The following is a 12616-nucleotide window of genomic DNA, read 5'->3' as shown; positions in this document are numbered from 1 at the left end:
TCAGCCTCCATTTGCCGAATCATAAGCGGCAAATGCGGCCCGCACAGCATATTCCCATGCAGCGCCATCCTGTTCGTAAAGGTAGTTGGCTGGCGCAGGCGCCGCGCCCTCCAGCGCACTGCGACGGCGATACAGGTACACCGTGGTCCATGCCACGCTGGGCGGCGCGAATTGCTTTACCAGCTCGAAAGCCGGGTTCAGCATGGGGAAGGTGACCGTTGTGACCAGGGCGCCCTCCGGCAGTTCCCCTGCCAGCTTATCGGCCAGCCGGTCCATCATCGGCGCGAAACAGGTGCTGTAGATATAAACCATGCTCGCTTCGGAGACGTCCGCTTCAAACATGTCCTGGTGCAGCAGACGCACGCGGGCAGCAACCCTGGCCGCCGCGGCGGGATCTTCGGACACCCCGACCGCCAGCATCTGCGCCAACCGCACCTGCGCCATATCGTTGCGGTATCCGAGCAGCTCAACCCCGGTGCAGCGCATGCCGGGCAAGGCCAGTGCCGCGCTCATGACGACCTTGCCAAGACCGCTGCCCAAATCGATGAAGTGGCCGTGCAAAGGCAGCCATGGCGCCACCGCTTCGAAATAATTGTCCAGTTCCTGCTGCGTGAATTCGCCATAGATCAGGCGTCCGTCATCGACCAGCCATTGCGCCAGGTCCGCGTCGGAGATCTCGGCCAGGCTATGGGAAGGAACGCGCTCCGGCAGCATGCCGTGCTGCTGGATGCCAGCCGGCACGCAGCCGGCAATCAGGCGCCGGTGGGGCTTGAGGCGCGCAATGAAGGCCTCGCGCAGCTGCGGCAGGCGGAACGCTTCGCGCACCGCCAGGCCGATTTCGACGTAACGGGCAAGCACTGCATCGTCAATAACGGGCCTTACGTGCTGCGCACCACTTGTGATTGCCCGCCGCATCGAGAGCATAGTCTCCCCTCACCGGTTGATTACCCACTTTACAATAAAAAACCGCCCCAAAGGGCGGTTTTCGCATCGGCTGGGTTGCGCTTTAGAAGCGGTAGTTCAGCGACGCTGCGTAGGTGCGGCCCAGCTGGCTGAAATGCGAGCCATCGTAGGTCACCATGTCGTAGCGGCCGTTAAAGGTGATCAGGTTGCGCTGGATGGCTCGCGCGTTAGGATCATCAATCTTCTTCTGGCCTTCGGCGTTCAGGGCGCGGAACTCCCACTCAGGCGTGGTGTTGAACACGTTGTTGACGTTGAACGACACGGTCACATTCGGCATCAGGTTGTAGTTGAGCGCGAAGTCGGTGACGTTCTTGGTCTTGAACTTGGTCTCCAGGTTGCTGTCCAGGCCGGCCTGGCGGAAGTGGGTCGGGCCGAACACGGTGTTGTTGAGCGACAGGTTCAGCTTCTTGTAGTCCCAGTCGGCGCCAAGGATGGTCTTGAACTTCGGACGCGAAGTGAACATCAGCGCTTCCTGGGTTGCATCCATCACGGATTGGTTGGCGTCGGCCACCAGCTTAGGATTGCGCACCGCACCGTCGCGCTCGTTCCTGTGGGTATAGTTACCGGACAGGTTCAGGGTCAGCTTGCCGTCCGCCAGCGGGATGTTCTTACGCGACAGCACGTAGTCCAGGCCTTCGGTGCGGGTAGTCAGTGCGTTGATGAAGAAGCTCACCGAAACAATGCCTGCCTTGGCCAGTTCCTGGTCCAGCTTGCTCTTCGCAAAGCAGGCATCGTACTGCAACTGGTCTTCGGCTGGCGTCAGGCTATCGTCGTGGTGGCAGACCGGGCCGATTTCCTTGCCCAGCACGATGCGGTCCTTGACCTTGATGCGGTAGTAGTCCAGGGTGATGCTGGTGTTGTCGTCCGGCTTCAGGCCCAGGCCCAGGGTGATGTTGTCCGACTTCTCGGCATGCAGCTTAGGCACTTCCAGGGCAGCGGCTGCCGCCGACACATTGTTCACCAGGCCGGAAACCTGGATGCCGCCGCCGGCTACGAAGGAGTACTGCGCTTTCTGGGTGTAGATCTGCGCCAGCGATGGCGCGCGGAAGCCCTTCGATGCGGAAGCACGCAGGGTCACCCAGTCGTTGGCCTTGAAGCGGGTCGACAGCTTCCATACGAAGGCGGAGCCGAAGTCGGTGTACTTCTCCCAGCGGCCGGTACCGTCGACCAGCCATTCCTTGCTGATATCCCAGGTGGCGCCGGCGTACACGCCGTAGTTAGAGCGCGAGGTCGGGAAGGAATTGCGTGGGTCGTTGCCGGCAAAGGAGTCGGCGCCGGTGCCCTGGTAGGAAGCCACGTCGCCCGGTTTTGTTTCAAACTTCTCGTGGCGCAGTTCGGTACCGGCGTAGAAGTTGACGGTATCGCTCAGCTGCCTGGAGATATCGCCGTTGAAGACAAAATGCTCGAACTTCACGCCGCCTGCGTAGAAACTGGTCGGCGAACGGACCGTGCTGATTCCTTTCAGTACGTCATCCTCCATACTGCGGTTGACGGAATTATTCACATTGTATTTCTGCTCGTTGCCGCCATAGGTCAGGCTGAAATCGGTGTTCCAGCCAGCCAGGTCCAGCTTCACGCCCGCGGTAGCGTTGTAGTCGTCCAGCGTGCCGTCGAAGGTTGGCTGGTAGCCTTCATACACCGAACCGGCCGGATGCAGCAGGCCGTAATCGGTCGGGCGCCAGTACGGGGTTCGGTAGTTGGCAAAGGAATTGATTTTCTTGCGTACGTAGGCAGCATTGCCGTAGATGGCGACGCCATCGCCGATATCGTAGCGGGTGTTGAACAGGCCTTTGAAAGCCTTGGTCTTCGGCGAGCCGTTGACGTTGCGCGCATCAGGATACTTGGACAGGAAGGCCTGCACCTCCGACAGCGGGGCGCCGAAGTCGCCCGCTTCCCCAACGGCGCTGACCGCGCCGGAGCGGCTGGCCAGGTTCACGCGCGAGGCATCGATGGTGTAGTTGAAGAAGCCGCGGTCGCCGCCCAGGGCGAAGCCCTGGTTGAGGCTCAGGCCGCCCATGCCGCCGTCGTGCTCGTGGGTGATGCCGGCACGCGCCGTCACGGAGCCGCCTTCGGCATTGTCCTTCAGGATGATGTTGACCACGCCGGCAATCGCGTCGGAGCCATACTGCGCCGAAGCGCCGTCGCGCAGCACTTCGATGCGCTTGATCGCGTCGGCCGGGATGGCGGAAATGTCGGAACCGGATTCGCCGCGGCCGGGCGAGGTCTGGGTGTAGACCAGCGAGCTCATGTTCTTGCGCTTGCCGTTAATCAGGATCAGCACGCGGCTTGGGCCCATATTGCGGATCTCGTACGGGTCCAGCAGCGAGGTCGCATCGTTGACCGGAGTCTGCACGGTATTGAAGGACGGGACGCGGAACTGCATCGACTTGTCGAGCGTGGCCTGGCCGGTCTTGGTCAGCTCGCGCGAGCTCAGCACGTCAACCGGTACCGGGGTATCGACCATGGTGCGTTGCGAACCGCGGCTACCGGTCGAAACGATGACCACCTTCTGGATGTCGTCGGTGGTGGTGTCGGCAGCCTGCTGCGCCTGGACAGGGGCAGCATCCTGTGCCTGTGCATGGGCTTGGCCCAGCAGCACAAACGGGCTGGCAGACAACATTAATGCTGCAATCGGAAAATGTTTATTCATGTATTTCTCTCTTCCATACAGATTTTAAAAAAACTAGGGAGAATTTATATGCAACATTTTCATCCGTCTATTATTTCCAGTTATACATGCGCAAATACAACATGTATGGATCTTTTTTATGAAGTTGCCCGGAACATAAAAACACCGTGATAATCTTTGTGCCATGAGCTACAAAAGCCTCTGCGTGCTGCTGGCACTGTTGAGCGGCATGGCTGCCCATGCCGCGAAAGAGCCGCCGCTGCGCCTGTGCTTTGAAGACGTCGACCAGCGGCCATGGAGCACGCCGGACGGAAAAGGCCTTAATTTCGAATTATTAAAGCGAGTTGAATTACTCCTTAATGAACAATTTATTTATTCACCGAAACCCTGGAAGCGTTGCTTAAATGAATTAAAACTTGGCCAGGTGGATGCCGTAGTTGGTGCAGCGGATGCAATTGACCGCCGCGCCTGGTCACGCATTCCCCAATTACCCGACGGGCGCGAAGATCCGGGCCGGGCATTATTCGAAGATGCCGCCCTGGTATTCCTGCGCGTCGGGGGCAATGGCAGCTGGGACGGCCATGAACTGCTGGCACCCGGCAAGGTCGTGATCGTGCAGACCGGCTACCTGGTGGCGCAGCAATTGCGCGAAAAAGGCTATATCCCGCACGACACCGTGAAGTCGGCCGCCGATGCGCTGCGCATGCTGACCAGGGGCAGCTTCGATGTCGCCGTCCTGCAGGGACTGGAAGCGAGCAAGCTGGCACACGAAGATCCCCGTTTCGTCGGCAAGGTCCAGCAGGCCGAACTGCCATATTCCACCGTCCACCTGCACCTGATGGTCGGGCGCGGCGTCTACCAGCGCGATCCGCAGCGGGTCGAAGCCATCTGGCAAGCCATCGGCAACGTGCGCCAGACACGCGAATACCGGCAAGTCGAGGAGGCGGCCGGCATAAAACATTTCCATTGATATTTCCATTGAGGAAATTTTATGGTTAAATAAATGGCATGAATTACCTTCTCGACGGACGCCTGTCCCTGATCACCCCAGAAGGCGTGCGTTTGCAGCTTGTTCCTGCCGGTCCGGTAGTGCGCGCTTACGCATGGGCCATCGATTTCGCAGTCTGGAGTATTGGCGCCAGCGTGCTCATCGGGCTGCTGGGCGCCATCATCCCTTCCGAAAAACTGTTCAACGGCGTGACCGCGATCCTGTTCTTCCTCGCCTACTGGGCTTACCCGGTGATCTGCGAGGTGTACGCCGGCGGCCGCACGCTGGGCAAGCACATCATCGGCCTGCAGGTGCTGCGCGCCGACGGCCTGCCGCTGCGCTGGCGCGAATCGGTGCTGCGCAACCTGCTGATGGTGGCCGACTTCCTGCCCCTGCTGTATGCCTCCGGCCTGCTGGCCATGCTGTGCGACCGCCATTTCCGCCGCCTGGGCGATATCGTGGCCGGCACCCAGGTGGTGTACCGTGACAAGGTGTCCAGGCGCGTTGAGGTACCCGATGCGGCGCCGCTGCCGCTGCCTTTCCCGCTGACGCCCGAACAGCAACGTGCGCTGGCCGACCTGTTTGCACGCGAAAGCCGCCTGCCGCACGCGCGCATGCTGGAACTGGCCGATATCGCCGAACCGCTGACCGGCCGCGACGGCGACGCTTCGCTGGAACGCTTGCGCGGCATGGCCGCAGGATTGGTCCGATGAAGCAAGCCCAGTTTGAAGCGACCTACGCTCCGCAGTGGAGCGAGATCGACACCCTGCTGGCCAAGCGCGCCGAAGGCCGCGAAGCCCTGCCCGAACAATACCGCCGCCTGTGCCAGTGCCTGGCCCTGGCCGGCCAGCGCGGTTACTCGCCGCAATTGGTGTCCTACCTGCACGGCCTGGTCGCGCGCTGCCATCACGCGCTGTACGGCGTGGCAGCCGAACGGCCGACCGTGCTGCTGCAGTGGCTGCGTGCGGACTTGCCGCGCCGCGTGCGCGCCGAATGGAAGCTGCTGCTGCTGGTGCTGCTTTGCCTGTTGGGGCCGGCCGTCGCCATCGGCCTGCTGGTATGGCACGACTCGCACAATGCTTTCATGTTCGCCTCGCCGGAAGAACTGACGCGCATGCACCAGATGTATTCGCCCTCCAGCATGAAGACCGGCCGCGGCGGCAGTGAAGGCGACCTGCAAATGTTCGGCCACTATATCTGGAACAATGTCTCGATCGGTTTCCGCACTTTCGCCAGCGGCATCTTCGGCGGCGTGCCGGCCTTGCTCAGCGTACTGTTCAACGGCATGAAGATGGGCGTGGTGGCTGCATGGCTCAGCCTCGACCCGGCGACCCGCACCAACTTCTGGTCCTTCGTGGTGACCCATTCCAGCTTTGAACTGACCGGCCTGGTACTGTCCGGCATGGCCGGCGTGCGCCTTGGCCTGGCGCTGGTGCAGCCAGGACGCCTGGGCCGCCGCCGCGCGCTGCAGGAAGCCAGCATCCAGATGTACCCGGTGGTGGCGGGCGCCGCCCTGCTCACCGTGCTGGCTGCCTTCTTTGAAGCCTTCTGGTCGGCCAGCAGCCTGGCGCCGGCCGTCAAATACAGCGTCGGCGCCGTCTGCTGGGCCCTTGTGTTCCTGTTCTTTGCTTGCGCCGGCCGCGGGAAAGGCGTACATGCAACTCGATAAGCTGCGCCTTGATTTGCGCCCGCGCAGCAATGCGCAAGGCCTGGACCTTGGTTTCTCCCTGCTGCACGCCGGCGGCGCCGACGTCTGGCGCGCCTGGCTGGCCCTGTGGCTGCCGCTGTCGGCGCTGGCCGTCCTGCTCAGCTGGTACAACCCCGACCTGGCCCTGGGCTGGCTGCTGCCATGGTGGCTGCGCCCCTTGCTCGAGCGCGCGCCGCTGCACGTGCTGGCGCGCCAGGTCTTCGGCGAACAGGCCAGCTGGCGCGATGCCTTGCGCGCCTGGCCGCGCGAACTGGGCGGCGGCTGGTTCCGCATGCTGACCTGGTGGCGCCCCTTCATGGCCGGACGCGGCCTGCACCAGCCGGTGTGGGTGCTGGAGCGGGCGCGCGGCAAGGTCGCCACCGCGCGCCGCGCCACCATCGCCCGCAACGGCACCGGCGGCGCGGCGCTGATGTTCGGCAGCATGTGTGCCAGCTTCGAATTCGTGCTGATGATGGGCGTACTGGCCCTGCTGGGCCTGTTCATGCCGGGCGAAACCGCCAATCCTTTCGCCCTGCTCACCTTGACCAACCAGGGCCCGCTGCAGGCCGCGCTGGGCACCGCCGCCTGGTGCCTGGCGTGCGCCATCATCGGCCCGATCTACACCGCCTGTACCTTTACCCTGTACCTGAACCGCCGCGCCACGCTGGAAGCCTGGGACCTCGAAATCGTGCTGCGCCAGCTGCGCCCGCCGGCACGTCCAGCCGCAGCGCGCCAGGCTGCCGCCGTGCTGATGGCCGCGCCGCTGCTGGCCATGGCCTTGCTCGGCATGCCGCCGCCGGTGCAGGCGGCCGGGCCGGTTGCCGGCGCCAAGTCCGTGGCCACCGACTGCGCGCCGCCCGAAGGGCTCACCAAGCAGGACAGCGGCCGCGGGCCTGACCGGTCGCCGCAACAGGCCGCGCTGCGCCGCCAACTCGACCAGGTGTTTGCGCACGAAGACTTGCGCGGCTATCGCTGCGGCGAGCAATGGGAACTGCGCGTACCGCCGGCCGCGGAAAAAGAAAAGGAAAAACCGAAGTCGCCGCCGCTGCTGCCGCGCTGGATGGTCGCGATCCTGGCCGGCGGGCTCAAGGTCGCCCTGATCGCCGGCGCCGTCGCCCTGGTGGCCTGGCTGCTGTGGCGCTATGCCGCGCCGCTGCGCTTCAATTTTGCGGCCGCAGCCGAACCGAAGCTGGCCACCGAAGTGGGCGGCCTCGATATCCGCGAAGAGAGCTTGCCGGCCGATGTGGCGGGCGCCGTGCGCGCGCTGTGGCAGCAAGGCCAGCAGCGCGCTGCGCTGGCGCTGCTGTATCGCGCCACGCTGTCGCGCCTGGTCAGCCGCCAGTCGCTCAAGCTGCACCATGGGGCAACGGAAGGCGAGTGCCTGGCGCAAGCGCGCAGCGCCCACGCCGCCGGCGCACTCGATAGCGCCAGCCTGGCGCTGGCCGACCAGGCCACCACGCTGTGGCTGAACGCCGCCTACGGTGCGCGCTGGCCCGCTGCGGAAAGCGTGGCGGCGCTGTGCACGCGCTGGCAAGCCCATTTCGACCGCGAGGCAGCATGAAGCGGAGCCATACGATCATCATCGCCATCGTCGCCGTGCTGCTGGCCGGCGCCGGCTACGAGCTTTGGCACCTGTACTTCCATAAGGTGTGGCGCGGCCAGTACCACGTCTCGGAAGCACAGGCCAAGAACCCGATGCTGGCGGCAACGCGCCTGCTGGAAGCGAGCGGCCACAAGGTACGCGTCGAGCCCGTGCTCAGCTACCAGTTGCTGAACCAGTTGCCGGATGGCGTCCTGCTGCTGTCACGCTACGCGCGTCCGCCGGACGAGCGCCAGGCCAGGCTGCTGCTGGACTGGGTCCGCCGCGGCAATACCCTGGTCATGACGCCCGACTGGGTGGGCGACACCGAAGAAGGCGAGGCCAGCCCGGCCGACCTCGACCAGGCAACCGATCCCTTGGGCAAGCACTTCGGCGTTGCGATGTCGGGCCGTTCGCGCGTCGATGACAGCTGCCGCATCGACCCGCTGGAAACCAGCCGCCGCGAGAAGCGCGCCGCAAAGGCCAAAGCCGGGCAGGCCCAGAACAACGATGGCGACGACGGTGAGGAGGGCGACGACGGTGACGACGGCGACGGCGCGGCCGGCAAGGAAGCCGAAGGCCCGGCCCGGCTGGTATGCCTGAACGCGCCCGGCGCCGCCAACACCATCGAGCTGGCCCGCCCATCCGACACCTTGCAACGCTTCCAGGGCAAAGGTCCGGCACCGCTATGGGGCGACACCTACGAGCTGGCCGTGCTGGTGTATGGCGAAGGCCGCGGCAAGGTCGCAATGGTGGCGGTCGATGCCGGCGACAGCTATTTCGACAACGACGCGCTGCGCCAGTTCGACCACGCCGAACTGCTGCTGCTGCTGGCCGGGCAAAGCGGTCCCCATGCCCCGGTGATGCTGGTGCAGCACAACGAACCGGTGGGCTGGGCCGCCTGGCTGTGGCAGCACGGCCGCCCGGTCGTGCTGGGCCTGGCCGCCCTGCTGCTGCTGTGGACCTGGAGCGCTTCGCGCCGCTTCGGCCCCATGCTGCCGGAAGCGCCCACCGCACGGCGCGCCCTGATCGAGCACATTGAAGCCAGCGGCCGCTGGTTGTGGCGCCTGCCGCAAGGCCGCGCACTGCTGCTGGAAGCCGTGCGCAAGAGCACGGAGAAGCAGCTGCTGCGCCGCCTGCCGGAATTGCATGCCCTGGGGCCGGCCGAGCGCGCACGCCGCCTGGCACGCCTGGCGAAAATGCCGGAACCGCAGGTGAGCGATGCGCTGCTCGGCGCACCGGCCAAGCGCGCCGCCGACTTCACGCGGCAAATTTCAATACTCCAACAATTACGAGCCCATCATGAGCGATAGCATGTCCATCCAACCCAACAACGCCATTCCGGCCGACCGCCTGGCGCAGGCGATCGACATCGTGCAACGCCTGCGCGAGGAAATCGGCCGCGCCATCATCGGCCAGCAAACGGTGGTCGAGCAGGTGCTGGCTTGCTGCCTGGCCGGCGGCCACGTGCTGCTGGAAGGCGTGCCGGGCCTGGGCAAGACCCTGCTGGTCAAGGCGCTGGCCAAGACCTTTGCCGGCGAGTTCTCGCGCATCCAGTTCACGCCCGACCTGATGCCGGCCGACGTCATGGGCCACGCCGTTTTCGACCAGCGCCAGCAAACTTTCAGCGTGCGCAAGGGGCCGGTCTTCACCCACCTGCTGCTGGCCGACGAAATCAACCGCGCACCGGCCAAGACCCAGTCCGCGCTGCTGGAAGCCATGCAGGAGCGCCAGGTTACCATCGAAGGCGAAGCGCACGTCCTGGACGCCCCCTTCATGGTGCTGGCCACCCAGAATCCGCTGGAAAGCGAAGGCACTTACCCGCTGCCGGAAGCGCAGCTTGACCGTTTCCTGATCAAGGCGCGCATTGCCTACCCAAGCGAGCAGGAAGAAACTGAAATGCTGCTGGCGGTGACCCAGGACCGCGTCGGCGACGCGCTGGAAGTGGCGCAGGTGCGCACCCTGATCAAGCCGGAAATCCTGGTCGCGCTGCAGCAGCTGGTGGCCCGCATCCGCGTCGATGAGGCGGTTGCCAACTACGCCGTGCGCATGGTGCGCGCCACGCGCCAGTGGCCCGGTGTGTCGGTCGGCGCCGGTCCGCGCGGCAGCATCGCCCTGATCCGCCTGGCGCGCGCCATGGCGCTGATGGCCGGCCGCGACTACGCCACGCCGGACGACATCAAGCAAGCCAGCCTGCCGGTGCTGCGCCACCGCATCGCACTGTCGCCGGAAAGCGAACTCGATGGCCTGGGCGCCGATGACGTGCTGGCCGCGCTGATCGACTCCGTCGCCGCGCCGCGCAACTGATGAAGCCAACCCGCCGCATGTTCCAGGCCCTGCTGGGCCTGACCGCGCTCGGCGTGCCGGCCAGCATCTGGCCGGCGCTGCAGGCGCCATGGCAAATGCTGGGCGGCGCCCTGCTGCTGGCCGCCGGCGCCGACGCCTTGCTGGCGCGCCGCCGCCCCGCCCTGCGCGCAGAGCGCAGCATGGCCGGCGTGCTGCCGGTCGGCGCCTGGCACGACGTGCGCCTGACCCTGCACAACGAAGGCAAGGCCGCGCTGCAGCTTGACGTATTCGACGATTACCCGGCCGCCTGGGAACTGGAAGGCATGCCGCACGCAGCGCAGCTGGCGCCGGGTGCGTTTTCCAGCATGACTTACCGCGTACGCCCGCTGGAGCGGGGCGACGGCGAATTCGGCACGCCGTGGCTGCGCGTGGCCGGCCCGCTCGGCCTGTGGCAGGCGACCCACCGCATCGGACCACAGCAGACGGCAAAAGTATTCCCCGACGTGGCGCGCCTGCTGGGCCAGGCCCTGCGCGCCACCGACCGCCAGGCGCCGACTGCCGGTTCGCTGCTCAAGCGCCAGCGCGGCGAAGGCACCGACTTCCGCCAGCTGCGCGAATACCGGCGCGGCGACAGCCTGCGCTCGATCGACTGGAAAGCCACCGCGCGCCACCGCAAGCCGATCAGCCGCGAATATCAGCTCGAACGCGACCAGCAAGTCGTGTTCCTGCTCGATACCGGCCGCCGCATGCTGGCGCGCGACGGCGACACCAGCCACTTCGACCATGCACTGTACGCCGTGCTGACGCTGGCCTTCGTGGCCGGCAAGCAGGGCGATGCGGTGGGCTTGATGAGTTTTGGCGTCGACAAGCGCTGGCTGGCGCCGGCCAAAGGCCGCATTGGACTGGACCGCATGCTGGCCGGAGTGTACGACCTGCAGCCCGGTGAAGCCGCGCCCGACTACATGCGCGCCGCCAACGACCTGCTGAACCGCCTGAACCGGCGCGCCTTCGTGGTGCTGGTGACGAACGTACGGGATGAAGACGATGTGGCGCTGCGCCAGGCGGTCGACCTGCTGTCCTCGCGCCACCTGGTGCTGTGCGCCAGCCTGCGCGAGCGCGCCCTGGATGCCGCCAGCAGCGCGCCGGTTCAGGGCTTCGAAGACGCCCTGCGGCTGGCAGCCAGCGAGCATTACCTGCAACAGCGCCAGGATGCCATCCGCCGCCTCGGCCTGCGCTCGGGCCACCTGGTCGACGTCGCGCCGGAACAGTTGGCCGGCGCCCTGCTGAACCGCTACCTTGACATCAAAGAAAGCGGAGCGCTGTAAAGCCGAACAGCAAGGCCCCCCCCGAGTGCGACCCCGAGCTTCACGCCCCAGTCGGCCGGTGCCGGCAGCGCACCAAAACGGTTCGCTTCCGGCGTACCGGGTGCGACCAGCAGGTAGATCAGGAAGATGAACTGGAAGATGGGGAACAGCAGCAACAGCGCCCACCAGCTGCTGACTTCGATATCGTGCAGCCGCCGGCGTGTCGCCAACACAATCGCCAGCAGGAAAACCAGCGGGATGGTAAAGATCACCGAATCGCTGGCCGAGGATTCCGCAGGGATGTACTGGCGCACCCTGGATAGACCGAAGGCGATGGCGATAGCGTACAGCACTGTCACCGGGATACCCAGCATGCAGTACGCCACAAAATGCAAGCGCCCGATGCGGCCATTCCAGGAAAACAGCCGCGCCTGGTTCGCAGGTGCAAACGGCAGCTCGAGCGCTGCCTGCGGCGCGGCGTACGGGTTATGCACTGCTTACTGGCCGCCTTCCTGCATCTGTGCGGCGCGCGCGCGATCGGTGTAATCCTTGTATGCCGGGATCGACACCGCGGCCAGGATACCGCCCACGACGATGAGGACAGGCACGATCCAGGCGACGACCAGCACGCCCGTGGTGTTCGGCGCCGGTTGTGGGCCGTAGTCGTTAGCGCAATCGTCACCCGGTGCAAACAGCAGCCACAGGCCAATACCGATCTGAACGATGGGAATGATTGCCAGGATGCTCAGCCAGCCCGACTTGCCCATGTCATGGAAGCGGCGGCGCGCCAGGATGATGGTGATGGCGAGATACATGCCCCAGATCAGCAGGCCAAACATGGTGCTTGCGGCGCCCGGGCTGGTCATGATGCCGGACAAGACGCCCACCACGACGACCAGGAAGAGTACCGGCATCATCAGCAAGCCGGCCAGGAAGCTGTACGACCAATAGCGCACGCGGCCAATACGCCCATTCAGGGCAAAAAACTTCGGCATATAGGTTTCGTCGCCGGCGCGTTCCGCCAGGTCGGACTGCGGCATCGAATAAGGATTACTCACGGTTGCTCCTAAAGGATTATTTATATCGTTATTAAAGTTACCAACAAGAAAATCTTACATTATTCTTTTACCAAGGCACAAGGCCGATTTCGATACAACACCCGGCTTGCGGCTTGCACCCG

The 12616-nt window shown here is 64.9% G+C and carries 11 protein-coding genes; 7 read left to right on the top strand and 4 right to left on the bottom strand.

All coding sequences use genetic code 11. The features are described 5' to 3' along the window. Entirely contained in the window at nt 1–858 is an 858-nt protein-coding gene (locus ASD07_RS27870) for a hypothetical protein (RefSeq protein ID WP_055938425.1), read from the bottom strand. 148 nt (nt 859–1006) lie between these two features. Further along, nucleotides 1007–3613, bottom strand: coding sequence for a TonB-dependent siderophore receptor (locus ASD07_RS27865; RefSeq protein WP_055938422.1), 2607 nt, complete (start codon nt 3611–3613; stop codon nt 1007–1009). Nucleotides 3614–3776: 163 nt separating this feature from the next. Here ASD07_RS27865 and ASD07_RS27860 point away from each other — a divergent pair, with 163 nt between their 5' ends. From ASD07_RS27860 to ASD07_RS27830, 7 genes are read left to right on the top strand one after another with little or no spacing between them, the layout of a single operon-like run. Then, the gene (locus tag ASD07_RS27860; RefSeq protein WP_055938419.1) at nt 3777–4562 is read left to right on the top strand and encodes an ABC transporter substrate-binding protein; all 786 of its coding nucleotides are present in this window, start codon (nt 3777–3779) and stop codon (nt 4560–4562) included. A 38-nt stretch (nt 4563–4600) separates the two neighbouring features. Then, on the top strand, nt 4601–5293 hold the full coding sequence (locus tag ASD07_RS27855; protein WP_055938417.1) for an RDD family protein: 693 nt from the start codon (nt 4601–4603) through the stop codon (nt 5291–5293). Beyond that, nucleotides 5290–6249 carry a stage II sporulation protein M gene (locus ASD07_RS27850; RefSeq protein ID WP_055938414.1) on the top strand — a complete coding sequence of 320 codons (960 nt, stop codon included), beginning with the start codon at nt 5290–5292 and terminating at the stop codon, nt 6247–6249. The genes ASD07_RS27855 and ASD07_RS27850 overlap by 4 nt, the downstream gene beginning before the upstream one ends. Further along, nucleotides 6236–7828: a DUF4129 domain-containing protein gene (locus tag ASD07_RS27845; protein WP_055938411.1), complete on the top strand. Its 1593-nt coding sequence runs from the start codon at nt 6236–6238 to the stop codon at nt 7826–7828. Before ASD07_RS27850 ends, ASD07_RS27845 begins: the two co-directional genes overlap by 14 nt. After that, a complete protein-coding gene (locus ASD07_RS27840) occupies nt 7825–9159 on the top strand; it encodes a DUF4350 domain-containing protein (protein ID WP_055938408.1) in 1335 nt (444 codons plus the stop codon). Before ASD07_RS27845 ends, ASD07_RS27840 begins: the two co-directional genes overlap by 4 nt. Before the next feature lies 1 nt (nt 9160). Continuing rightward, nucleotides 9161–10153: a MoxR family ATPase gene (locus tag ASD07_RS27835; protein WP_200953863.1), complete on the top strand. Its 993-nt coding sequence runs from the start codon at nt 9161–9163 to the stop codon at nt 10151–10153. Beyond that, the gene (locus tag ASD07_RS27830; protein ID WP_055938402.1) at nt 10153–11457 is read left to right on the top strand and encodes a DUF58 domain-containing protein; all 1305 of its coding nucleotides are present in this window, start codon (nt 10153–10155) and stop codon (nt 11455–11457) included. Before ASD07_RS27835 ends, ASD07_RS27830 begins: the two co-directional genes overlap by 1 nt. Here the strand turns inward: ASD07_RS27830 and ASD07_RS27825 are convergent. Both ASD07_RS27825 and ASD07_RS27820 read right to left on the bottom strand, forming a co-directional pair. Beyond that, nucleotides 11424–11930: a DUF805 domain-containing protein gene (locus ASD07_RS27825; protein ID WP_055938398.1), complete on the bottom strand. Its 507-nt coding sequence runs from the start codon at nt 11928–11930 to the stop codon at nt 11424–11426. The two genes, ASD07_RS27830 and ASD07_RS27825, sit on opposite strands and share 34 nt — an antisense overlap. A gap of 3 nt (nt 11931–11933) precedes the next feature. After that, on the bottom strand, nt 11934–12494 hold the full coding sequence (locus ASD07_RS27820) for a DUF805 domain-containing protein (protein WP_156398205.1): 561 nt from the start codon (nt 12492–12494) through the stop codon (nt 11934–11936). Nucleotides 12495–12616: the final 122 nt, after the last annotated feature.

Origin of the sequence: Duganella sp. Root336D2 (assembly GCF_001425005.1) — a bacterium.
Classification (GTDB): domain Bacteria; phylum Pseudomonadota; class Gammaproteobacteria; order Burkholderiales; family Burkholderiaceae_D; genus Rugamonas.
The sequence above is the reverse complement of the archived record's forward strand: the minus strand, read 5'-3'. Positions and strand labels throughout refer to the sequence as shown.